Genomic DNA, 23345 nt, shown 5'->3' with positions numbered 1-23345 from the left:
AGTTAGTGGTTTAAATAAAAAATTTAAACTCAGGTTATGCAAATATTGAACTCTGTATTTAATTAAAAAACTAAAGTGCATTTAACCTAGTGTCTACCATTTGTAATTTACTTTGGTAGGCGAAGTAATCTTTACCTACAGATAATTAATATATTAATCGAAAAGTGTCTGTTTTTTGGCAGTTTATGTCAAAAAACTGCCGCTATCACTTGCATCCATGCTGAACTGGCTTACAATTTAACTAATTATACAAATTAGTGAAAGTACGGCTCGCTAAATATGATCTTGATTTTAGATAATAATAACAACCGCGCAATAGGATTAAATGCTTCGCTTGGCTTTATTGGTGAAGCTGCTCAACTATTAAGCGAAGACTGCTTTGAACAAGAATGCAAAAAATATCAGCAGCAAGAATGCATGATTATTTTAGGAGCGTTGCAATCACTTGACCACGAAAGCTTAATTAAACGCTATCCAACATTACCGTTTTTATTAATTGGCGAAACGCTAAAACCACTATTAAGTATAGCTAATGTGGTGGGGCTTATTTGCGAGCCATTTAATCACGAAGTGACAACTCAGTTACTTCACGACTGTCAGCAGTATCAGCGTATGCTGCCTAATGAGCATAAGCATACTAAACCGCATAAGATTTTTGATGGACTTGTTGGTGAAACAGAGGCCGTAAAAGATGTTCGCTTTTTAATTGAACAAGTGGCAAAAACCGACGCTAATGTTTTAATTTTAGGCGAATCAGGCACAGGTAAAGAAGTGGTTGCCCGTAATGTTCACTTGCTTTCAAAGCGTATTAATGGACCGTTTGTACCAGTTAACTGTGGTGCTATTCCTGCAGAGCTGCTCGAAAGTGAACTATTTGGCCATGAAAAGGGCGCGTTTACTGGTGCTATATCGGCTCGTAAAGGGCGCTTTGAACTTGCTCAAGGTGGAACGCTATTTTTAGATGAAATAGGCGATATGCCACTGCAAATGCAAGTTAAGTTGCTGCGAGTATTGCAAGAACGCAGCTACGAGCGTGTTGGTGGCACAAAGGCTATTCAGGCTGATGTACGCGTTATTGCGGCCACGCATCGTAACTTAGAAACAATGATTGAAGAGGGGAGTTTTAGGGAAGATTTATATTACCGCTTAAATGTATTTCCTATCGAAAACCCATCGCTGAGTGAACGTGCTGATGATATACCGCTGCTTTTAAAGGAGTTAATGCGCCGAGTTAACGACCAGACTGGTTCTACCGCTAAGTTTACAGAGCGCGCAGTTGAGAGCTTAAAAGAACATGCTTGGCCTGGTAATATTCGTGAGCTTGCTAACTTAGTGGAACGTATGGTTATTATGTTTCCTGAAAAAGTGGTTGATATTCCCGATTTACCTAATAAATATCGTTACATTGAAGTTGAAGCATACGAGCCAGAATATCCTGAAGAGTTAATGGAAAAAGACGCCTTTAACGACATATTTAGCACCGGTTTTAGTGATTATGAAAGTGAGCCAGATGCTGAGTTTAGCCAAACGGGTAGTGGGCTATTGCCAGATGATGGTATTGAACTTAAAGATTATTTAGCAGAGCTTGAAATTAGCTTAATAACCCAAGCGTTAGAGCGCTATGATTACGTTGTAGCTCGCGCTGCAGAAATACTAGGTGTACGCAGAACAACACTCGTTGAGAAAATGAAAAAGTATAATCTTTCAAGAGATTAGAAGTGCGAAAATGGTGAAATACTTTTCGTTATTTATTATTCATTTGTGATCAATCACTTTACGGGCTTTGCCCGTCACGCAAGCAAGCTTGGCGTCTACAAGATAAACACAAACTTAAACCTTGGCGGTAGACGCTAGACTTGCTCGCGTGAAAAGCGTAGCTTTTAATCATTTAAATAAAACGCTATTTCACAAAGAGAAAAAACGAGGCTAAATGAGAAACCATAGTCAACTTACGCGTTACTTCTCTATAGCGCAGCGTCTCTTAACCTCTTTGTGAACAAATCACTTTTATGGTTATAAATCACTTACTACTAAAAGCCTCAATAATTTCTTCTTTTCTAAAACAATCATTACTGTGATCGTTAACCATACCGCAGGCCTGCATATGAGCGTAAACCGTTGTAGGGCCTAAAAACTTAAAACCCCGTTTTTTTAAATCTTTAGCAAATGCAGTTGATGCCTCTGTAATTGCTGGGTAGTCCTCAACGTTATTTAAATTACTTATAATCGGCTTATTACCCACAAACTGCCATTGGTAGTTACTAAAACTTCCAAATTCTTCTTGTATTTCTATAAAGCGCTTTGCGTTATTAACAGTTGCCGAAATTTTTAAGCGATTGCGCACAATACCCTCATCAAGCATTAGTCTCTCAACGTCATCTTGTGTGAATTGTGCTACTTTTTTTACATCAAAATTAGCAAATGCTTTTTTATAACCGCTGCGCTTTTTTAAAATTGTGTACCAGCTTAAGCCTGCTTGCGCTGATTCTAGAGTGATAAATTCAAACAGCTTTGTATCATCATAAAGGGGGACGCCCCATTCTTCATCATGGTAAATAACGTAGTCGGGTTTAGTGGTGTCGAGCCACGGGCAACGGCACTTTATTTGCTCACTCATTATTATTCCTTTTTGCGTGCGTCATTTTTATGTCGCTCAAATTATTGATGTAACTTAATGATAAGTATGTAAATAAATTTTGGTATAAATCGTGCATTTAGACATGTATCTACATCAATTCGAGATTTGATTATGGCCCTTGCTAGCGTGCTAAAACCACAGTTTTTTTCTGCAAATCAGTATAACCCATGTTTACTTCAAGAGGAGTACATTGGTGAATTAAGCGATCTGCGCAAGCAAGCAAGTTGGCTTTCGCATTTGGTTGATACCATGCCAGCAGGCGTGGTTGTACTTGATGGCAAAGGGTTGATTGCAAAAGCGAATCAAATAGCGATTGATATGCTTGGCGAGCCACTTGAAGGCGAACGCTGGTTTAATGTTATTCAGCGCTCTTTTAGGCCACATCAAGATGATGGTCACGAAGTGTCTTTAAAAGACGGGCGCCTAATAAAACTTGATATTACCGCTTTAGCCCCAGAGCCTGGGCAACTTATTTTAATGACGGATTTAACCGAAACTCGCCGTTTACAAAAACGTGTTGCACATATGCAGCGATTAAGCGCGCTGGGTAAAATGGTTGCGTCACTGGCGCATCAAGTACGTACGCCGCTCTCTGCCGCTATGCTTTACGCGGCTAATTTAGGGTCTAAGCGCTTACCCGAAGCATCTCGCGATAACTTTCAAACAAAGTTAATGTCGCGTTTAAAAGATTTAGAAACTCAAGTAAACGACATGCTGTTATTTGCTAAAAGTGGCGATCAGCAAGTTGTTGAGCAAGTTTCAATGCAGCAGCTTTTAACAGAAGTTAAAGCCGGTGCTGATGCGATGGTCGCACTTAATGAAAGTGAGCTGGATGTAAGCTTACCAGAGCCAGATATACAAATAGTCGGTAATAAAACGGCATTGGCCAGTGCTATTCAAAATCTTGTGCACAATAGTATTCAAGTTATTGGCGGCGGTGCAAAAGTAAAAATTAGCGCACAAAGAGATTTAAAAGATTTAGATATGGTTCGTATTAGTGTGAGCGACAATGGCCCAGGTGTTGATTTAAGCCAAAGCGATAAAATTTTTGAACCATTTTTTACTACCAAAAGTCAGGGCACAGGTTTAGGGCTTGCTGTAGTGAGTTCGGTGGCTAGTGCGCACCAAGGCCGTGTTGATGTGACCAATAATACGCAGGGTGGTGCCTGCTTTAGCTTGTTACTGCCTATTAAGGCAACATCTAAACTAGAGGGGTCATTATGAGTAACACTATTTTAGTTGTCGAAGATGACGCTGGGCTTCGTGAAGCCTTAATAGATACCCTTGAAATGTCGGGTATTGAATGTGTTGCAGCCAACAGTGCTGAGCAAGCAATGTTACTGCTTAAAAAAGATCAATTTTCGCTTGTTGTAAGCGACGTGCAAATGGGCGCAATGAGTGGACTTGATTTACTACGCAGTATTAAATTAAACCACCCTGATTTACCTGTATTGATGATGACGGCGTACGCCACAATTGACGATGCGGTAGAAGCCATGCGCCTAGGTGCAATTGACTACATGGCTAAACCATTTGCACCTGAAGTGCTGTTAAATATGGTGAGCCGTTATTTGCCTGAAAAAGCAAAAGAAACCGACGGACCTATTGTTGCCGACCCAACTAGTATTCAATTATTAGAGCTTGCGAGTAAAGTAGCACGCTCTGATGCAAGTGTAATGGTACTTGGCCCAAGTGGTTCGGGTAAGGAAGTACTTGCGCGTTATATTCATGATAAGTCGAGCCGATGTAATGAGCCATTTGTGGCAATTAACTGTGCGGCCATACCTGAAAATATGCTCGAAGCCACGTTATTTGGTTATGAAAAAGGGGCTTTTACGGGCGCGATTCAAGCATGTCCGGGTAAGTTTGAGCAAGCACAGGGCGGGACTATTTTACTTGATGAAATTACTGAGATGGACTTAGGGTTACAAGCTAAACTTTTACGCGTACTGCAAGAGCGTGAAGTTGAGCGTTTAGGGGGTCGTAAAACAATCCAGCTCGATGTACGTATTTTGGCAACCAGTAATCGTGATTTAAAAGAAGCCGTGTCTGAAAATCAGTTTAGAGAAGATTTATATTACAGGCTTAATGTTTTTCCACTAATGTGGCGACCATTGTGCCAACGCCCAGGCGATATTATTGTATTGGCTAAGCATTTAATTGAGCGCCATATAATTAAAAGCAAAGAGCCTATGGCGTATTTAGATAAAGCTGCCGAGCAAAAGTTACTGGCTCACGCGTGGCCTGGTAATGTGCGCGAGCTTGATAACGTTATACAGCGTGCACTTATACTGCGAAGTGGCGATACAATAAACGAGCATGCTATTTTTATCGAAAACTTAGTATCTAATAATTTTGTTATGGAGCCATCATTGGCACCAGCGCAAACAGTATCGCCAACAGAATTAGCTCACGCAGATAAAGGCGTTGATAAAAGTACGCTAAGCTCGGCATACTACGATGAAAAAGCACCTGTTGAGGCTGAACCTAAGCAGGGCTTGCTAGCGGCAGATACCGGTAGCTATAAAGATGAGCTTAAAGACAAAGAGCATCGCATTATTTTAGAAACCCTTGCACGTTGCCAAGGCAAGCGTAAAGACGTTGCCGAAACGTTGGGCATAAGCCCACGAACTTTACGTTATAAACTAGCGCAAATGCGCGATTTAGGTATTTCACTTCCTGCATAACCTCCTATAAACCCTAAGTTTGCGCTGCGAACTTAGGGTTGTCAAAACTCTGACTAACACAAATTAAAGTTAACCTATTGTATTTTAATGATTAATTATTTGGCATGCTTTGTGCTTTATTACTTGTAAGAGTTCACTGCGTGTCAGAGATAAATTATGAAAATTCAAAACAGTGCTGTATTTCAAGAAATGCAATCAATGGCTTTAGAAGCCGGCCGTAATAATCAAATAAATAAATTGCCGACTCAAGTTCAGCCTACTTCTACTTCCCAGTTTGGCGACATGCTAAGTGATGCACTAAATACAGTGCACGGTTTACAGCAAGATGCAGGTCAAAAAGTAAAAGCGGTTGAAATGGGTGATCGAAGTGTATCGCTTGCTGAGGCGATGATTGCTTCTCAAAAATCGTCAGTTGCTTTTGAGGCTACAGTACAGGTTCGTAATAAACTTGTTGAAGCTTATAAAGAAATCATGAACATGCCTGTTTAATTAGGTAGTGGAGAATTATTGTGGCGCAATCTAACCAATCTACAGACCTAGCACTTGCTGGCGGCGGTATCGACCAAAGTGGTGGTGATGATCAACAAGAACAAAAGTCAGGCTACTTAAGTGCTTTAAATGGTGTTGATGTATTGCGCCAAGTAACATTGGTTATAGCATTGGCTATTTGTTTAGCTATCGCGATTTTCATTATTATTTGGGCTCGTCAGCCAGATATGCGTCCGTTAGGTAAAATGCAAACTGAAGAGCTTATTCAAACGCTCGACTTTTTAGATGCGCAACAAATTGAATATCAACTAGATGGCAACGTTGTATCGGTTGATGAAAGCGAATACCAAAATATTAAATTGTTAATGACCCGCGAAGGATTAGAGCAAGGGCCAGCGTCGGGCTCTGACATAATTATGCAAGATATGGGCTTTGGTGTAAGCCAACGCTTAGAGCGCGAACGCCTAAAACATGGCCGCGAGCAACAACTTGCACGCACCATTGAAGAACTTAACAACATTACTCGCGCTAAAGTATTGTTAGCTATTCCTAAAGAAAACGTATTTGCCCGCAGAGAGAAAAAACCATCAGCTACCGTTGTATTAACACTTAAACGTGGGCGCTCACTTGACCGTGAAGAAGTAGATTCTGTTGTTGATATGATTGCCTCGGCAGTACAGGGTTTAGAGCCTATGCGAGTTACTGTTACCGATCAAAATGGTCGATTACTAAATTCAGGTTCGCAAAGCTCATTAGCAGCACGCTCTCGTAAAGAATACGATTTAGAACGTAAGCGCGAACAAGAGTACCTTGAAAAAATAGACAGTATTTTAATACCGGTTGTTGGGCTTGCAAACTATACAGCTCAAGTTGATTTGAGTATGGACTTTAGCTCGATTGAGGAAACTCAAAAGCGTTATAACCCAGACCTACCAGCGGTTAGAAGCGAAACCACATTTGAAGAAAATAACATTGGCGGCCTAGCTGTTGGTATTCCAGGTGCGCTTACAAATCAGCCACCGTTAAACTCGAACATTCCTGAGGTTGCGGGGCAAGGTGGTGCAGGCACAGCTACATCACCAACACGCAGCCACAAAGAAGCAACGCGTAATTATGAACTCGACACTACAATTTCTCATAAGCGCCAGCAAAGTGGTGTAATACGTAGAATAAGCGTATCAGTTGCTGTTGACTACATTGCTAAAGTGGGAGAAAACGGCGAAACAACCATGACTCCACGTTCGGTAGAGGCATTGTCAAATATTCGTCGCTTACTGCAAGGTGGTGTAGGTTTTGATATGCAACGTGGTGATGCACTTGAAGTCGTAACAGTGCCGTTTGTACGTGAAGAAACAAATTTAGCAATAGAAGTGCCACTGTGGGAACAAGACTGGTTTATGAAAATAGCTCGCCTTGTATTAGGCGCCTTAGTTATCATTGTATTGATAATGGCAGTAGTAAAACCAATGCTTAAACGCTTAATTTACCCAGACGATACACTAGAAGAATACGACGAAGATGCATTAAGTTCAGGCGTAGATATTGGCGACAATACGCTTGATATGCTAAATAAAGACTTTGATTCTGCTTCGGTTGGTTTCTCAAGTGATGGTACACTGCAGTTACCGGATTTACATGGCGACGAAGATTTACTTAAAGCAATTCGTGCCCTTGTAGCTAACGAACCAGAACTATCATCACAAGTAGTCAAAGCGTGGTTAACAGAAGATGACTGATCAAGAACAAAAACAACTCCCGCCAGCCTTTGATGTTGATAAGCTAGATGGGGTAGATAAAGCCGCTATATTACTTTTGAGTTTATCAGAAGAAGATGCCGCGCAAATCCTTAAACACTTAGAACCTAAACAGGTACAAAAAGTGGGTATGGCTATGGCTGGGTTACAGGACTTATCACAAGCTAAGATTAGCGCTGTACACAACTTGTTTATAGAACAAATTCAAAGCTTTAGTACCATTGGTTTTCAGTCAGAAGATTTTATTAAAAAAGCGCTTACTGCAGCACTTGGTGAAGACAAAGCCGCTAGCCTTATTGACCAAATTGTTATGGGCTCAGGCGCTAAAGGTTTGGATTCATTAAAATGGATGGACTCTAAGCAGGTAGCAAACATTATTCGTAATGAGCATCCACAAATTCAAACCATTGTATTATCGTACTTAGAGCCAGAGCAGTCTGCTGAGATTATTGCTCAGTTCCCTGAAAAAGTGCGCTTAGATTTAACCATGCGTATTGCAAACCTTGAAGAAGTTCAGCCAGCAGCACTGCAAGAGCTAAACGAAATCATGGAAAAACAATTTGCCGGCCAAGCAGGTGCACAAGCCGCTAAAATGGGGGGCTTAAAAGCAGCTGCAGATATTATGAACTACCTAGATACCAACGTAGAAGGGCAGTTAATGGACTCTATTCGTGAACATGACGAAGAGATGTCGCAGCAAATTCAAGACTTAATGTTTGTGTTTGAAAACTTAATGGATGTTGAAGACCGCGGTATTCAAGCAATCCTACGAGAAGTACAACAAGACGTATTAATGAAAGCAATTAAGGGCACCGACGATGCGCTTAAAGACAAAATACTGGGCAATATGTCTAAGCGTGCAGCCGAAATGCTTGCTGATGATTTAGAAGCTATGGCACCGGTACGTATAAGCGAAGTAGAAGCGGCGCAAAAAGAGATTTTATCAACAGCGCGTCGTTTATCTGACTCAGGTGAAATTCAGCTGGGCGGCGGCGGTGGCGAGGAGTTCCTGTAAACCATGAGCAAACTCAAAGGACGCACACTTCACGCTGATGAAGCAGATGAATTATTAAAAAACTGGGCTATTCCAGATGTAGCACCAGATGAGAGCAGCTTTGGTAATCGCTCTACGGCTTACGGCACACCGCTTAGTGAGCTGTACAAAAAAGAATTAGCCGAAGAAATGCCTATTGATGAGCCACAAGAACCAGAACTCCCTGCGCTTACCATGGTTGAGCTTGAACGCATTAGACAAGATGCGTACGAAGAAGGCCTTAAACAAGGTCATGAGCAAGGCTACATAGACGGCTTTGAAAAAGGCGTTGGCGAAGGTAAAGAAGCAGGTTACAAAGAAGGGTTAGAGCAAGGTAAAACACAAGGCCTTGATGACGTAAAACCATTAATTGAAGAGCAGTTAACAAGTTTAAAAACCATTTTAGAGGGGTTAACTGCACCGCTAGATAAAGTGGACGAACAAGCTGAAAAGCAATTAGTACAACTTGCTAGCATGTTGGCGGAAGCTGTTATTTATCAAGAAGTAAAAACATCGCCTGATGTAATTTTACATACGTTAAAGCAAAGTATTGATTCACTTAATGCGGAGCAAGAAAAAGTACGAATCCATTTAAACCCCGAAGACTTAGAACTCATAAAAGAGAGCTACGGCGAACAAACCATTATTGATAATAACTGGCAATTAATGGCAGAGCCCACTCTTGAGCGCGGTGGCTGTGAAGTTAAAACAGCGCAATCGTCACTCGACATGACCCTTAAAACACGTGTCAAAGAAACGTTGGATAGTTTTTTGCATAATAGTGGTATCTAACTATTTTATTGGCGTGTTATGTCAACTCAACGTGCACCTTTAAGCGAACGCTTATCTCAATATCAACAACATATTAAAACCCCGGCGCCTGCTGTGGCAGGTATTTTAACGCGTGTTGTTGGCCTTACCCTTGAGGCTAGAGGCTTACGTGCACCCGTTGGTAGCCAATGTAAAATAGAAACTATGAACGGCTTTGTAGACGCTGAAATAGTCGGTTTTAACGATCAAACTTTGTACTTAATGCCTAACGACCACATCTCTGGTGTATTACCTGGTGCGCGTGTTATTCCTCAAATAAATAATTTAGGTTTGCCTGTAGGGATGAGTTTATTAGGCCGCGTGGTGGATGGTTTAGGGCGACCGCTAGATGGCTTGGGTAAAATTAATGCTGAGCATCATTTAAAGTTTGCGCAAAATACTATAAACCCGCTTTCAAGAAGACCAATCACTAAGCCTATGGATGTAGGTGTGCGTGCTATTAACTCGGTTATCACAGTAGGGCAAGGCCAGCGTATGGGCTTGTTTGCAGGCTCTGGTGTGGGTAAATCAGTACTTCTCGGTATGATGACCCGAGGTAGCGAAGCCGATGTTATTGTTGTTGGCTTGGTGGGGGAGCGTGGCCGCGAAGTAAAAGAATTTATTGAAGAAATACTCGGTGTAGAAGGACGTAAACGTTCAGTTGTTGTCGCAGCGCCTGCTGATTCATCACCACTTATGCGTTTAAAAGGCTGTGAGAGCGCCGTAACTATTGCAGAGTATTTTAGAGATCAGGGTTTAAACGTATTATTGTTACTCGATTCGGTAACACGTTACGCAATGGCACAACGTGAAATTGCACTTGCTGTTGGCGAGCCGCCCGCTACAAAGGGTTATCCGCCTTCGGTGTTTGCTAAATTACCTGCGCTGGTGGAGCGTGCTGGTAATGGCGGTGAAGGGCAAGGTTCAATTACTGGCTTTTTTACGGTGTTGAGTGAAGGCGATGATATGCAAGACCCTATTGCTGATGCAGCGCGAGCTATATTAGATGGCCACATTGTACTATCGCGTGATTTAGCAGACAGCGGGCACTATCCCGCTATAGATATAGAAAAATCGATTTCGCGTGTTATGCCTCAAGTCGTTTCTGAACCACACATGCAACAAGCCCGTGTACTTAAGCAAGTTTATTCAATGTATCAACAAAACAAAGATATGATTACTTTAGGTGCTTATCAAAAAGGGACCGATCAAATGCTCGACCAAGCCATAAATATGATGCCAAGAGTAAATGCATTTTTACAACAAGGTATGCGAGATGTCATTAGTTACGATGATGGTCTGCAAGGTCTTGCTCAGTTACTAGGACAAGCATAATGGCTAAAAACAAACTCGATTTATTGCTCAAAATTGAAAATGATAAAGAAGAAAATTTGCGCATGAGTTACTTACAAGCTAATCAAAACTTGCAATCGAATCAACAAAAACTACAAGGTTTAAACAATTTTAGACTTGAATACTCTCAGCAGTTACACCTAAAAGGTAAGTCGGGTTTATCCAGCGCCGGGTTTGGGCAGTACCATGCTTTTATAGCTAAAATTGAAGAGGCAATTCGCCAACAAGCAAGTACCGTAAATACAGCTAAGCAAGTTGTTACTCAACGTAAAACTCTATGGCTTAAGCAGCAAATTAAAGCTAAAGCAGTTGCCAAACTAATCGAAAATCAAAAACTTAAAGCAAATGCGTTAATGGCTAAAAATGAGCAAAAAATGTTAGATGAATTCTCAGCTAATCAGTTTTTTCAACGTCGTAAAGCTTTGTAATTCAGGCACGTTAATTGCTTTGTTACTTAGTGGGATTCAACTTTTGGCGGTATGCGGTGGCATATTGCCGTAATGGTATTAGGTGATTTATGGCGATGAATAACATTTCGTTTTTAGTTTCTTCTGAAAAAGATTCACTGTTAGCTTTTAAAGACAATAGCTTAGCTAATGGCGGAGAAAATTTAGGCGATGAATTTTTAAGTCAGCTAAACGAAGCGCATAACTCTATGGAGCCTTTGCTTAAAGGCAATAAAAATCCCGATGCCGAAAACTCTATTGCCATACCTAAGCATAAACAGCCAGAAGAAAATGAAAATCTGAGCGTAAAGCTAGATGAAGTAATAACTGACGAAGTTACTTTTGTGTCTGTTGAGATGCTTGATCAAATTAATTCAGCACAAGCAATGAGCACTTCGGTCAATAAGCCTTTTGAGACAGCTGAAAATACAGAGCTAGCAGCTACACAGGTAGAGAATACAGAATCAGAAAATACAGAATTACAAAGCACACCAATAATTGCATCCACCAATACAAGTGATGAAGTATCGGCTAAAGAAGCGAATACAGCCAGTGTAGTGCAAAATCCAATTGCCACTAATGTAGACTCTAAAACGGCTAAATTAACTGATTCAAAAAGCGATAACTTGAGCACCCCACCTTTAAATTCGTTACCATTAAATGAATTCAAGCATCGTAAAAGTGGTGTTGCTGAAGCTATTGAAGGGCCATTAAATTCTATAAATAAAAAGCCAGATGACAGCATTGGCCCTATATTAGAAAAACCTGAAGTTGCCTCAACCTTAATTAGTTCTAAAGAGCAAATAGGACAAAATAAGTCTGCTGATGAAAATAATATAGTTTTGCCAACACTCACCGACAAAGCGGGCGTTACTCAGTCTTCTTTAGTCGCAACTGAAGCTGATAATAATGCAGCAATAGATACGTTAATGACTAAAGATGCAAGCTTAATTAAAGCTAATAATGTTATTGCTAGTTTAACGCCGGAGCAGCGCTCACAACTTAACGCGCAAGTTAAAGTATTAGAAAATACTGATTCAGCCAGTAACGCAACTAGTAGCACTTCAAATCTTAAGCAAATGCTTGCGCAATTTATTACTGATAACGAAAAAACGCAGAGCACAGTAACAAAACACTCTTTTAGCGCAGAAATCAATTCACTTAATACAACTGAAAAACAAAGCTTATTAACGCAATTAAACGCTTATATTAAAGCAGAGCAGCCTAAAGGCGAGCAATTGGAAGTGCTTAAGCAAACAGTTAATGAATTAAAAGCTTCAATTGAAATAGGACTTGCCGATACCGCTAAGACCGACTCAAAAACGTTTGTGGCGTCAGAGACTCCTAATACAGTATATAATCCACAAAAGTTAAGCTTAAAGACATCGACAAACGAAGGGGCTGATTTAAATAAAGCTGTAACAACCTCAACTAAGGGTGATGATTTATTAAAATCACTTGAAGAATTACAAAAAGATGGCCTTAAAAAAATAACTGCAGAACAAACTCCTGCACGCGTAGCACAAGTATTTACGCAAATTACAGCAGCTCTAAATACTCAGCAAGTGAGCACATTAAGCCAATACGACTCATTAAGTTACGAGCAGAGCTTACTTGATACCCAAATAATACAAACTCAACAATTACAAAGTACATCGCAAGTTAAGCAAGTAAGTATTGATCCTGGTGTAATGCAGGCAATTAATATTGTTAAAAGTGATGCAGCTAAATTACTGCAAGAGCGCGTTAGCTCAATGCTGAGCATTAATAACAAAGAAGCAGAAATTCGCCTAGATCCTCCCGAAATGGGCAGTATGCAAATACGTATTCGTAGCGATGCAGAACAAGCACATATAAACTTTGTAGTACAAAACCAGCAAGCCAAAGAAGCACTTGAACAATCAATGCCGCGCTTACGTGAAATGTTAGCGCAACAAGGATTAGAGCTTGGTGAAAGTACTATTTCTTATGGGCAATCAGGTGGTGAAACTGCTGAGCAAAGTGAGAGTGGAACCCAAGGTAATTTAGCTAATAATAAGTCAGTTAATGATGAAAACGACGAGCAAGCAAATAACACTGCACAAAGTTCTCGACAACAAACTTCATCATCAATAGATTACTATGCCTAAGTGCTGCTATTATAATAACTAAAACAAGCAAGTACCTTTGCGATTAAAGGAATCATGATGGCTGAAGAAACAAGTTTAGAAATTGAAGAAACCGGTAAAAGCAAAAAGAAACTAATAATAATCATAGTAGCTGTACTACTTATTGTAGGCGGTGCTGCAGGTTACTTTTTTATGTCGGGTTCGGATGCGCCAGTTGAAACCTTAGATGAAGAGACTGCGATGTCAGCAGATGCACCCTCTGCTGCAGTTGGTGATTCAGCTGAAATAGGCAGTGCTTTATATGTGTCAATGCCACGCCCATTTGTATTTAACGTTCCCGGTTCAAGTCGCGACAGAATTGTGCAAATTAAAGTACAGTTACTAGTACGTGGCGAAGTAAATGAAGAAACAGCCAAAAAACACATTCCACTAATAGAAGGGACGCTATTAAGTGTGTTTTCTACTACAACAGCTGATGAGTTAAGTACGAGCTCTGGTAAAGAAACACTTCGTTTTTCTGCACTTGAAAAGGTACAAAAAGCTTTAATGGATGTTGAAGGCAGCAAAGTAATTGAGCGGGTATTGTTTACCGGCTTTGTGATGCAATAAGGGGTTAGCGTGAGCGATTTATTATCCCAAGACGAAATTGATGCGCTATTACATGGCGTTGATGACGTTGAAGAGGAAGATATACACGACGGTGAAGATGGCGGAGGAAGTACGCTTCAGTACGATTTTTCTTCGCAAGATCGGATCGTACGTGGTCGTATGCCGACGCTGGAAATTGTTAATGAACGCTTTGCTCGTCATATGCGAATTAGCCTATTTAACATGATGCGCCGCACCGCAGAGGTGTCTATTAACGGTGTGCAAATGATTAAGTTTGGCGAGTATATTCATACTCTATTTGTTCCAACCAGTTTAAATATGGTGCGTTTTAGACCTTTAAAAGGCACTGGCCTGATTACCATGGAAGCACGACTTGTGTTTATTTTGGTAGATAACTTTTTTGGTGGTGACGGGCGTTATCATGCAAAAATCGAAGGCCGAGAATTTACCCCAACAGAGCGCCGAATTGTACAAATGCTCCTTAAAATAATCTTTGAAGATTATAAAGAAGCTTGGGCACCGGTTATGGATGTATCGTTTGAATACCTCGATTCTGAAGTAAATCCAGCTATGGCTAATATTGTAAGCCCAACTGAGGTTGTGGTTATTAGTTCTTTCCATATTGAGCTCGATGGCGGCGGTGGCGATTTTCATATTGCACTTCCGTATTCAATGCTTGAGCCAATTCGAGAGCTGTTAGATGCGGGTGTTCAGTCTGATACTGAAGATACTGATTTACGTTGGAGCAAAGCGCTTCGCGATGAAATAATGGATGTAGAGGTTGAAATATCAACTCAGTTACTTGAAGTTGATTTAACCTTAAAACAAATTATGGAACTCAAAGCCGGTGATATTATTCCGGTTGAAATGCCTGAGCATATAACCGTGTTTGTTGAAGAACTACCTACATTTAGAGCCAAAATGGGTCGCTCTCGCGATAATGTTGCGCTTCAAATTAGTGAAAAAATTAAACGACCTGATTCAGTTAAATCTGAGCTGCATGTATTTACCAAAGGCGGCAAGAAAATTGACTCAGATGCAGAATTAGCAGAACTAGAAGATGATTTACACCTCTCTGACGGTGTAGACTTAGACTGGTAATTGATTAAAAGGTTAAAAGTATGAGCGATGATCAAGACACAATGGATGAATGGGCAGCAGCATTAGCAGAAGCCGAAGCTCCAGATGATAGTAGCGAAGCACATGTTGCAGAGCTTGATGAGTTAAGTGATTCAAAACACGAAATGAGTGGCGATGAAAAACGAAAACTCGACACTATTTTAGATATCCCCGTTACTATTTCAATGGAAGTAGGACGCTCTAAAATTAATATTCGTAACTTATTGCAACTTAACCAAGGCTCTGTTGTTGAGCTTGACCGTGTTGCGGGCGAGCCGCTAGACGTGCTAGTTAACGGTACTTTGATAGCCCATGGTGAAGTAGTTGTAGTAAACGACAAGTTTGGTATTCGCTTAACTGACGTGATAAGCCAAGTAGAGCGGATCAAAAAACTACGATGAGCTTATTAGTTGCTTTAACGAGTTCCGTTTTTTCAAAAGCAGATGTGGCAACACCTACTGGAGATATACTCTCTATGGTGCTGTCGCTTGTAATGGTGCTAGTACTAATTATTGTGCTGGCATTTTTTGTTAAAAAGCTTAATCCAAATTTAGCAAACAGCGATGAATTTAAAGTAGTCAGAAGTCTACCTTTGGGTTCTCGCGAGCGTTTAATGGTTGTTGAGATAGATAATGCTCAGCATTTACTTGGTGTAACTCCCCACAGTATTAATTACTTACACAAGTTAGAAACTCCATTAAGTGAAAAAGAACTACCTGAATTAGCTAAACGATTTGGTAAACTTTTAAACCCGCAATCAAACCAAAATAAAAAGAATTAAACCTATGACAAAGTGGCTGCTTATTATTTTTGCCATGGTGTTTGTACCAAATGTAAGCGCAGAAGGAATTGATGCGCTTACTATTACAACAAACGCTGATGGCACACAAGATTACTCAGTAACGTTACAAGTTTTAGCAATTATGACGGCGCTGAGTTTTATACCGGCTGCCATAATTATGATGACCTCCTTTACACGAATAATTGTTGTACTCGCCATTTTGCGCCAAGCGATTGGTTTGCAGCAAACACCGTCGAACCAAGTGTTATTAGGGATGTCGCTTTTTCTAAGTATTTTTATAATGTCGCCTATTTATCAGCAGGTAAACGAGCGAGCTATAGAACCTTACTTAAATGAGCAGGTTACTTCAGTACAAGCTTTAGAGCTGGCTAAAGAGCCAATGAAAGCCTTTATGCTTTCTCAAGTGCGTCTCAAAGACTTAGAAACGTTTGCTAAAATTGCCGGTTATGATCAGCTAGATTCGCCGCAAGACACACCGTTAATAGTGCTTATACCCGCCTTTGTAACCAGCGAATTGCAAACCGCATTTATAATAGGGTTTATGTTTTTTATCCCATTTTTAATTGTTGATTTAGTGGTCGCCTCGGTATTAATGGCGATGGGTATGATGATGCTTTCACCCATGATTGTGTCCTTACCGTTTAAAATTATGTTATTTGTACTTGTAGACGGCTGGAGCTTAGTGATGGGTACCTTAGCCAAAAGCTTTGGTTTAGGGACTTAGTATGCAAAGCATTAACATGACCCAACAATAGGAGTACAACATGGAACCGGAAATTTTTGTTGATATCCTAAGTGACGCTCTTTTTTTAGTTATTAAGCTGGTGTCTGCAATTGTAGTCCCAGGCTTAATTATTGGTTTAGTTGTTGCCGTGTTTCAGGCTGCAACGTCTATCAATGAACAAACATTGAGCTTTTTACCTCGTTTATTAATTACCATTAGTGCGCTTATTGTGGGTGGGCATTGGCTTACTCAAGAGCTAATGGACTTTTTTACTCGCCTAGTATTACTTATTCCTGAAATTGCAGGTTAAACGTGGAATACCCCTTTGCTGTCGTTATTCAATGGTTGAGCGATTTTTTGTTGCCGCTGGTACGCATTAGCTCAATGATTATGATTATGGCTGGTTTGGGGGCTAAAAATGTTCCTACACGTATAAAAATGGGTTTATCGGTTGTTGTAACTTTTGTTGTAGTTCCTGTTTTGCCCCCAGCTACATTCACTAATTTATTTTCGTTTGAGATGATTTTAGTCGTTATTCAACAAATGCTGATTGGTGTTGCTATTGGTTTTGCATCTATACTTTTACTAAATACTTTTGTATTAGCAGGGCAAATACTCGCGATGCAAACCGGTTTAGGTTTTGCTTCGGTTATTGACCCTTCTAATGGTGCGAGTGTGCCTGCTGTGGGGCAGTTTTTCCTTATTTTGGCCACCTTGTTATTTTTTGCTTTTAACGGGCATTTAATGATGATTCAAATGGTAGTGCATAGTTTTCAAGTGCTACCCATTGATGGCACATGGTGGTCTGTAGATCATTACTGGGACATAGTGACCTGGGGCGGCTGGATGTTTACTACAGCACTTGTACTCTCACTTGCACCGCTTACCGCGATGCTCGTTATTAATATGTCGTTTGGTATTATGACGCGTGCAGCACCGCAATTAAATATTTTCTCTATTGGTTTTCCGTTTACCTTGGTAGCGGGACTTATTATTATTTGGGCGACACTAGGTAACTTTGTTTCTCAGTTTGAGTTTCAATGGTTAAAAATGGTTGAGCTAATGTGTACTTTAGTTGGTTGCTCACCTTAGGAGAAAGTCATGTCTGAAGACTCAGGACAAGAAAAAACAGAAGAACCCACATCCAAAAAGCTTGAAGAATCTAAAAAGAAAGGCCAAATAGCGCGCTCAAAAGAGCTAGGTACTATGTTTGTACTTATTTTTTCGGCTATATCGCTTTTGATGTATGGGCCAGAAATTGGCAAAGGTTTATACAATGTAATGGGCCGAACCCTTAGCTTAAACCGCAACGAAGCCTTTGATACCACTAAAATGTTTGCCGTATGGGGAGAGGTTGCAGACGCTTTAATGTTTCCTATGGCTATGTTTGTATTAATTATAGTTTTGGCTGCATTTATTGGTAATACGTTACTAGGTGGTTTTAATTTTAGCTGGGAAGCCGCTGCACCTAAAGCAAGTAAAATGTCGCCAATGAAAGGCTTTAAACGTATGTTTGGCCCGCAAGCGGCTATTGAGCTTGTAAAGTCACTTTTAAAATTTGGTTTGGTTGCAAGTTTTGCTATATTTTTAATTAATACCTATTTTGATGAAATACTGCATTTAAGTTTAGAAAGTGCACCAGGTAATATTATCCATGCCTTAGAGATTTTAGGCTGGATGTTTTTAGGTCTTTCGTGCACTTTAATTATTATTGCGGCTATTGATGCACCATTTCAAAGTTATAACCATAACAAACAACTTAAAATGACAATGCAAGAGATTAAAGATGAGTATAAAAACTCTGAAGGTGACCCACAAATAAAAGCGCGTATTAGGCAAACACAAAGGCAAATGTCGCAAAACCGTATGATGCAAGATGTCCCTGACGCTGATGTTATTGTTACCAACCCAACTCACTACTCTGTAGCATTAAAATACGATACAGAGCGCGCAGGTGCGCCTATAGTACTTGCTAAAGGTATTGATGAAATGGCGATGCAAATTAGAAAAGTAGCAATAGGGAACGAAGTACCTATTTTAGAATCCCCCATGTTGACCCGAGCGCTTTACCATACGGCTGAAGTAGGAGAGCAAATACCTGATCAGCTATTTACTGCTGTAGCGCAAGTTTTAGCGTATGTATTTCAGCTTAAGCGCTTTAATAAAGGGCGCGGTAAACGTCCAACTAAGCTCAATAACAAGCTCCCAATCCCCGATGCCTACAAGTATTAAACCGTTAACTTAGTAACTTGGAATAGTTATTGCTAATTCTACGTAGTGTCAATTTTTTGAAATTGTAGAATTATGAGTTTTAAAGCGGTATTACAACAACTTAACAGAGACAAAAAAGACTATGCCAAAGGGGTAGGTACTCCTTTACTTGTGCTTGCTGCCTTGGGAATGGTGATTTTACCGTTACCGCCATTTTTACTCGATATTCTTTTCTCCTTTAATATTGCCCTCGCATTAGTGGTTTTACTCGTGACTGTTTACACGATGAAGCCGGTTGAGTTTGGTATATTCCCCTCTGTATTACTAATCGCTACGATTATGCGTTTAGCGCTTAACGTTGCCAGCACTCGAGTTGTATTACTTGAAGGTCATAATGGTGGTGATTCTGCCGGTAAAGTAATTGAAGCGTTTGGCTCAGTTGTTATTGGTGGTAACTACGCAGTTGGTTTAGTCGTATTTTTAATCCTTATTATTATTAACTTTGTGGTAATTACCAAAGGTGCTGGGCGTATTTCTGAGGTATCTGCACGTTTCACCCTTGATGCAATGCCGGGTAAACAAATGGCAATCGACGCCGATTTAAACGCTGGTTTTATCAGTGCTGAGCAAGCGCGTGACCGCCGCGAGGAAGTAACTCGCGAAGCTGATTTTTACGGCTCAATGGATGGTGCGAGTAAATTTGTAAAAGGCGATGCCATTGCAGGTATTGTTATATTAATCATCAATATTGTTGGTGGTTTATTTGTCGGTATGATTCAACATAATTTGAGTTTTGGCAACGCAATGGAAGTATATACATTACTTACCATTGGTGATGGCTTAGTTGCTCAACTCCCTTCTTTACTGCTTTCAATTGGTACCGCGATTGTTGTAACACGTCAAAATGAGTCGCTCAATATGGGTGACCAATTTAAGAAACAACTAGGTAACGAAAAATCACTCTTTATTGCTTCAGGTATTTTGATCATCATGGGGTTAGTGCCTGGTATGCCGCATTTTGCTTTTTTAAGCTTAGGTGCGTTACTGGGTTATTTAGCTTACTACACACAGCAAACTAAGTTAAAAGCCGCTGCAGCAGAAGCTGAAGAAGCCGCCAGTGGTGGAAGCGCTGCAACGGGTATTGCTAATAAACAAGAGCAAAAAGAACTTGGCTGGGATGACGTTCAACAAGTTGATGTAATTGGCTTAGAAGTAGGTTACAGATTAATTCCATTGGTAGATCAATCTCAAGGTGGTGAGTTACTTAATCGTATTAAAGGTGTACGTAAAAAGCTTTCTCAAGAACTTGGTTTTTTAGTACCACCTGTTCATATTCGCGATAACTTAGAGCTTGATCCAAATGCTTACAGAATAACGCTAATGGGTGTTTCAACCGGTGAAAGCGAACTTAAACATGGCGACGAGCTAGCAATTAACCCAGGGCAAGTATTTGGCCCAATTAAAGGGGTTGAAACTAAAGATCCTGCGTTTGGCCTTGATGCAGTATGGATCAAGCCTGATCAAAAAGATGAAGCGCAATCACTAGGTTATACCGTTGTAGATTCAGCCACGGTAGTCGCCACTCATATTAGCCAGTTATTAACTAACAGTGCGGCGTTGCTACTAGGGCATGAAGAAGTTCAAAACCTGCTTGATATGCTTGCTAAAAGCCATCCTCGCTTAGTAGAAGGACTAGTACCTGATGTGTTGCCATTAACTGCAATTGTAAAAGTACTGCAAAATTTATTGAATGAAGGTGTAGCTATTCGCGATATGCGCTCAATTGTTCAAACCCTTGTTGAGTATGGTCCGCGTAGCCAAGACCCTGATGTATTAACGGCTGCAGTGCGTATTTCTCTGCGTAGGTTAATTGTTCAAGATGCGGTTGGTATGTCATCAGAAATCCCTGTCATAACCTTGGCACCTGAGTTGGAACAGATGTTGCATCAGTCATTACAAAATGCAGGCGATGAAGGTGCCGGTATTGAGCCTGGACTTGCAGAGCGACTTCAAGTGTCATTGACACAAGCGCATCAAAATCAAGAAATGGCCGGTGAACCTTCTATATTGCTAACGTCAGGAATGTTACGCACTGTGTTATCTCGTTTTGTTAAGTACACCATTCCAGGATTGAGAGTGATGTCTTATCAAGAGGTACCAGACGAAAGACAGATCAAGATTGTTAGCTCTGTAGGCCAACAATAAGATTTTAACAGGGGTTGAATCATGAAAATTAAACGTTTTTTTGCTAAAGATATGCGCACAGCACTTAAAGAAGTTAAAGATGAGCTAGGTGTTGATGCGGTTATTATGTCAAATAAGAAGCTGGCTAACGGTGTAGAAATTGTAGCGGCAGTTGATTATGACAAAGCAGCCCCTAAAGTAGCAGCGCAACCACAACGTACTGCAGAGCCGCGTGCTCAAGCACCACAGCAAAGTATGCATAATTTTGTAAAACCAGAGCCTCAGCGTGCCAAACCAGAGCCGCAGGCAAAAGTGGCTGACAGCCTACAAGCTTTATTAGAGCGCCAATCACCGCGTCCTCGCTCCCCTGAACTTGCATCAATGTTTTCACAATCAGGTATTGATACTACCGATAACTATCAAGAACCAGTTATGGAACAGCGTACTAAAAATATGTTTGCTCCTGAAAATGCAGCGCCAGTTCGTCCACAAACTCAAGCGGATAGCTTAGGTTTTGATGATTTAGACAGCGACTTTGATGATTTAGATAGTCCAGCAACGGCTCGCCAACAAACACCCAATAATGAAAGCGAAGAAATGACAACAATGCGTGAAGAAATGAACGCAATTCGTCAATTGCTTGAGCATCAAGTATCGGGCTTAATGCAGCAAGATATGGCGCGTCGCGATCCAACACGCGCTTGCATGGTTGACCGCTTAGTCGGTATGGGTATTGATAAAGAAGTAGCGCAACAAATGGCATGTTTTGTACCTGATGATGTATCTCGTAAGCAAGGTTGGAAAGCGTTGTTAACGATGGTCGAAGATCAAATGCAAACAACCAATAATGAAATACTTCGCCAAGGTGGTGTATATGCGTTAGTGGGTCCAACAGGTGTTGGTAAAACAACAACAGTTGCTAAGCTTGCAGCTTTAGGCGCACAAAAATATGGCGCTGATAAAGTGGCCTTAATAACTACTGATACATACAGAATTGGTGCTTATGAACAGCTTGCTACTTACGGCCGTATTATTGGTTGTGGTGTAAAGCAAGTTAAAGATGCTAATGAATTAGCTGAAGTTTTATATCATTTACGAAATAAACGTCTAGTATTAATTGATACAGCAGGTATGAGTCAGCGAGATTTACGTTTAACTGAGCAGTTAAACACGTTAATGCGTAACCAACGTGTGGATATTCGCAGCTACTTAGTACTAAGCGCAACGGCACAAATTAATGTATTACAAGAAACAGTACGTCACTTTAAAAAAGTACAGTTAAGTGGTTGTATTTTCACTAAGTTAGATGAATCATTAAGTTTGGGTGAGATTATTAGTATTGCGATTCAAAATCGCCTTCCAATAGGGTATCTTACTAACGGTCAACGAGTGCCAGAAGATATTCGTGTTGCAAATGCTGAAAAACTAGTGAAAAAGGCTGAGCAGTTATATTTAAAAAGAACAAAAGCACAACATTCAAGGCACCAAGCAGTGGCGCCAAGTACAGTAGGGATGTATGATTAACACAGTATTAGATCAAGCAAGCGGCCTGCGCAAAATGAGTCAAAACAATAACAACGGCGTAAAAGTTATCGCTGTAACCGGTGGTAAAGGTGGGGTAGGGAAAACAAATGTTTCTCTAAATACTGCTATTGCACTAGGGCAACAAGGTAATAGAGTATTAGTGCTGGATGCTGACTTAGGTTTAGCAAACTGTGATGTGATGCTTGGTTTACGTGTAGAGCGCAATTTATCACACGTTTTGTCAGGTGAATGTGAGCTTGACGAGATTTTAGTTGAAGGCCCTGCTGGTATTAAAATTGTACCCGCTACATCGGGCTCGCAAAGTATGGTTGAACTATCGCCATCTGAGCATGCCGGGCTAATTCGTGCATTTAGCGAATTGAATACCGAATTTGATATTTTAATTGTAGATACAGCCGCTGGTATTTCAGACATGGTGCTAAGCTTCTCACGAGCAGCACAAGATGTAATGGTTGTAGTGTGCGATGAACCAACATCAATAACCGATGCTTACGCACTTATTAAAGTATTAAGCCGCGAGCACGGTGTTTATAAGTTCAAAATTGTTGCCAATATGGTGCGCAGTATGCGTGAAGGCACTGAATTATTTGCAAAACTATCTAAAGTTACCGATCGCTTTTTAGATGTTTCAATGGAGCTAGTAGCAACGGTTCCTTATGACGAAAATATGCGCAAAGCAACACGTCGCCAAAAGGTGATTGTTGAGCTCTTTCCAAGTTCGCCAGCCGCTCTCGCGTTTAAAGCGCTGGCGACAAAAGCAGTTAAATGGCCAATACCAAATCAACCATCTGGGCATTTAGAGTTTTTCATTGAGAAACTAGTAAACGGCTAAT

22 protein-coding genes are annotated in these 23345 nt (G+C 40.6%); 21 read left to right on the top strand and 1 reads right to left on the bottom strand.

The features are described 5' to 3' along the window. The first annotated feature begins 279 nt into the window (after positions 1-279). The gene (locus I6F47_RS00595) at positions 280-1716 is read left to right on the top strand and encodes a sigma-54 dependent transcriptional regulator (RefSeq protein ID WP_007581875.1); all 1437 of its coding nucleotides are present in this window, start codon (positions 280-282) and stop codon (positions 1714-1716) included. Positions 1717-2020: 304 nt separating this feature from the next. On the opposite strand, the gene I6F47_RS00590 is transcribed toward I6F47_RS00595, so the two are convergent. Further along, positions 2021-2617, bottom strand: coding sequence for a DNA-3-methyladenine glycosylase I (locus tag I6F47_RS00590; RefSeq protein ID WP_024594882.1), 597 nt, complete (start codon positions 2615-2617; stop codon positions 2021-2023). 132 nt (positions 2618-2749) lie between these two features. Here I6F47_RS00590 and I6F47_RS00585 point away from each other — a divergent pair, with 132 nt between their 5' ends. From I6F47_RS00585 to I6F47_RS00490, 20 genes are all read left to right on the top strand, one after another. Continuing rightward, on the top strand, positions 2750-3862 hold the full coding sequence (locus tag I6F47_RS00585; RefSeq protein WP_007581877.1) for a sensor histidine kinase: 1113 nt from the start codon (positions 2750-2752) through the stop codon (positions 3860-3862). After that, positions 3859-5325: a sigma-54-dependent transcriptional regulator gene (locus I6F47_RS00580; protein ID WP_197183144.1), complete on the top strand. Its 1467-nt coding sequence runs from the start codon at positions 3859-3861 to the stop codon at positions 5323-5325. Before I6F47_RS00585 ends, I6F47_RS00580 begins: the two co-directional genes overlap by 4 nt. A 156-nt stretch (positions 5326-5481) precedes the next feature. After that, complete coding sequence (fliE, locus tag I6F47_RS00575; protein WP_008168784.1) at positions 5482-5814, top strand: flagellar hook-basal body complex protein FliE; 333 nt, start codon at positions 5482-5484, stop codon at positions 5812-5814. 20 nt (positions 5815-5834) lie between these two features. Then, entirely contained in the window at positions 5835-7550 is a 1716-nt protein-coding gene (gene fliF, locus I6F47_RS00570; protein WP_007581880.1) for a flagellar basal-body MS-ring/collar protein FliF, read from the top strand. Beyond that, complete coding sequence (gene fliG / locus I6F47_RS00565; RefSeq protein ID WP_007581881.1) at positions 7543-8583, top strand: flagellar motor switch protein FliG; 1041 nt, start codon at positions 7543-7545, stop codon at positions 8581-8583. The genes fliF and fliG overlap by 8 nt, the downstream gene beginning before the upstream one ends. A gap of 3 nt (positions 8584-8586) precedes the next feature. Then, the gene (gene fliH / locus I6F47_RS00560; RefSeq protein ID WP_024606215.1) at positions 8587-9393 is read left to right on the top strand and encodes a flagellar assembly protein FliH; all 807 of its coding nucleotides are present in this window, start codon (positions 8587-8589) and stop codon (positions 9391-9393) included. An 18-nt stretch (positions 9394-9411) separates the two neighbouring features. Continuing rightward, the gene (gene fliI, locus I6F47_RS00555; RefSeq protein ID WP_197183143.1) at positions 9412-10746 is read left to right on the top strand and encodes a flagellar protein export ATPase FliI; all 1335 of its coding nucleotides are present in this window, start codon (positions 9412-9414) and stop codon (positions 10744-10746) included. After that, positions 10746-11192, top strand: a complete 447-nt coding sequence (gene fliJ, locus I6F47_RS00550) for a flagellar export protein FliJ (protein WP_024589948.1) — start codon at positions 10746-10748, stop codon at positions 11190-11192. The genes fliI and fliJ overlap by 1 nt, the downstream gene beginning before the upstream one ends. Positions 11193-11281: 89 nt before the next feature. Then, positions 11282-13339, top strand: a complete 2058-nt coding sequence (locus I6F47_RS00545; protein ID WP_197183142.1) for a flagellar hook-length control protein FliK — start codon at positions 11282-11284, stop codon at positions 13337-13339. 57 nt (positions 13340-13396) lie between these two features. Next, positions 13397-13927 (top strand): flagellar basal body-associated protein FliL, encoded by a 531-nt coding sequence (fliL, locus tag I6F47_RS00540; RefSeq protein WP_007585800.1) that lies wholly within the window; start codon positions 13397-13399, stop codon positions 13925-13927. Between the two features lie 9 nt (positions 13928-13936). After that, on the top strand, positions 13937-15028 hold the full coding sequence (fliM, locus tag I6F47_RS00535) for a flagellar motor switch protein FliM (RefSeq protein ID WP_024608166.1): 1092 nt from the start codon (positions 13937-13939) through the stop codon (positions 15026-15028). Between the two features lie 20 nt (positions 15029-15048). Next, positions 15049-15447: a flagellar motor switch protein FliN gene (gene fliN, locus I6F47_RS00530; RefSeq protein WP_007585803.1), complete on the top strand. Its 399-nt coding sequence runs from the start codon at positions 15049-15051 to the stop codon at positions 15445-15447. Continuing rightward, positions 15444-15827: a flagellar biosynthetic protein FliO gene (fliO, locus tag I6F47_RS00525; RefSeq protein WP_007377952.1), complete on the top strand. Its 384-nt coding sequence runs from the start codon at positions 15444-15446 to the stop codon at positions 15825-15827. Before fliN ends, fliO begins: the two co-directional genes overlap by 4 nt. 4 nt (positions 15828-15831) lie before the next feature. Continuing rightward, on the top strand, positions 15832-16572 hold the full coding sequence (gene fliP, locus I6F47_RS00520; protein ID WP_165725378.1) for a flagellar type III secretion system pore protein FliP: 741 nt from the start codon (positions 15832-15834) through the stop codon (positions 16570-16572). A 40-nt stretch (positions 16573-16612) separates the two neighbouring features. Then, complete coding sequence (gene fliQ, locus I6F47_RS00515; RefSeq protein ID WP_002959325.1) at positions 16613-16882, top strand: flagellar biosynthesis protein FliQ; 270 nt, start codon at positions 16613-16615, stop codon at positions 16880-16882. Positions 16883-16884: 2 nt separating this feature from the next. Then, entirely contained in the window at positions 16885-17664 is a 780-nt protein-coding gene (gene fliR / locus I6F47_RS00510) for a flagellar biosynthetic protein FliR (RefSeq protein WP_024589943.1), read from the top strand. Between the two features lie 9 nt (positions 17665-17673). Further along, complete coding sequence (gene flhB / locus I6F47_RS00505; RefSeq protein ID WP_007585806.1) at positions 17674-18804, top strand: flagellar biosynthesis protein FlhB; 1131 nt, start codon at positions 17674-17676, stop codon at positions 18802-18804. A 72-nt stretch (positions 18805-18876) separates the two neighbouring features. Beyond that, positions 18877-20988, top strand: coding sequence for a flagellar biosynthesis protein FlhA (gene flhA, locus I6F47_RS00500; protein ID WP_010553901.1), 2112 nt, complete (start codon positions 18877-18879; stop codon positions 20986-20988). Positions 20989-21009: 21 nt separating this feature from the next. Beyond that, positions 21010-22491, top strand: a complete 1482-nt coding sequence (flhF, locus tag I6F47_RS00495; RefSeq protein WP_197183141.1) for a flagellar biosynthesis protein FlhF — start codon at positions 21010-21012, stop codon at positions 22489-22491. Continuing rightward, positions 22484-23344 (top strand): MinD/ParA family ATP-binding protein, encoded by an 861-nt coding sequence (locus I6F47_RS00490; protein ID WP_007585809.1) that lies wholly within the window; start codon positions 22484-22486, stop codon positions 23342-23344. The genes flhF and I6F47_RS00490 overlap by 8 nt, the downstream gene beginning before the upstream one ends. Position 23345 lies beyond the last annotated feature (1 nt).

It is taken from the genome of Pseudoalteromonas sp. NZS37 (genome assembly GCF_015864265.1).
In the GTDB taxonomy this organism is placed as follows: domain Bacteria; phylum Pseudomonadota; class Gammaproteobacteria; order Enterobacterales; family Alteromonadaceae; genus Pseudoalteromonas; species Pseudoalteromonas arctica.
This window is presented reverse-complemented; position numbering and strand designations above follow the sequence as displayed.

Bases quoted from the DNA above. Each gene is read 5' to 3' on its own strand.
- fliO (WP_007377952.1), top strand. From the start codon at position 15,444: ATGAGCTTATTAGTTGCTTTAACGAGTTCCGTTTTTTCAAAAGCAGAT.
- fliG (WP_007581881.1), top strand. From the start codon at position 7,543: ATGACTGATCAAGAACAAAAACAACTCCCGCCAGCCTTTGATGTTGAT.
- flhF (WP_197183141.1), top strand. From the start codon at position 21,010: ATGAAAATTAAACGTTTTTTTGCTAAAGATATGCGCACAGCACTTAAA.
- I6F47_RS00580 (WP_197183144.1), top strand. From the start codon at position 3,859: ATGAGTAACACTATTTTAGTTGTCGAAGATGACGCTGGGCTTCGTGAA.
- I6F47_RS00585 (WP_007581877.1), top strand. From the start codon at position 2,750: ATGGCCCTTGCTAGCGTGCTAAAACCACAGTTTTTTTCTGCAAATCAG.
- fliN (WP_007585803.1), top strand. From the start codon at position 15,049: ATGAGCGATGATCAAGACACAATGGATGAATGGGCAGCAGCATTAGCA.
- I6F47_RS00595 (WP_007581875.1), top strand. From the start codon at position 280: ATGATCTTGATTTTAGATAATAATAACAACCGCGCAATAGGATTAAAT.
- I6F47_RS00590 (WP_024594882.1), bottom strand. From the start codon at position 2,617: ATGAGTGAGCAAATAAAGTGCCGTTGCCCGTGGCTCGACACCACTAAA.
- flhB (WP_007585806.1), top strand. From the start codon at position 17,674: ATGTCTGAAGACTCAGGACAAGAAAAAACAGAAGAACCCACATCCAAA.
- flhA (WP_010553901.1), top strand. From the start codon at position 18,877: ATGAGTTTTAAAGCGGTATTACAACAACTTAACAGAGACAAAAAAGAC.
- fliI (WP_197183143.1), top strand. From the start codon at position 9,412: ATGTCAACTCAACGTGCACCTTTAAGCGAACGCTTATCTCAATATCAA.
- fliP (WP_165725378.1), top strand. From the start codon at position 15,832: ATGACAAAGTGGCTGCTTATTATTTTTGCCATGGTGTTTGTACCAAAT.
- fliE (WP_008168784.1), top strand. From the start codon at position 5,482: ATGAAAATTCAAAACAGTGCTGTATTTCAAGAAATGCAATCAATGGCT.
- fliL (WP_007585800.1), top strand. From the start codon at position 13,397: ATGGCTGAAGAAACAAGTTTAGAAATTGAAGAAACCGGTAAAAGCAAA.
- fliJ (WP_024589948.1), top strand. From the start codon at position 10,746: ATGGCTAAAAACAAACTCGATTTATTGCTCAAAATTGAAAATGATAAA.
- fliQ (WP_002959325.1), top strand. From the start codon at position 16,613: ATGGAACCGGAAATTTTTGTTGATATCCTAAGTGACGCTCTTTTTTTA.
- fliH (WP_024606215.1), top strand. From the start codon at position 8,587: ATGAGCAAACTCAAAGGACGCACACTTCACGCTGATGAAGCAGATGAA.
- I6F47_RS00545 (WP_197183142.1), top strand. From the start codon at position 11,282: ATGGCGATGAATAACATTTCGTTTTTAGTTTCTTCTGAAAAAGATTCA.
- I6F47_RS00490 (WP_007585809.1), top strand. From the start codon at position 22,484: ATGATTAACACAGTATTAGATCAAGCAAGCGGCCTGCGCAAAATGAGT.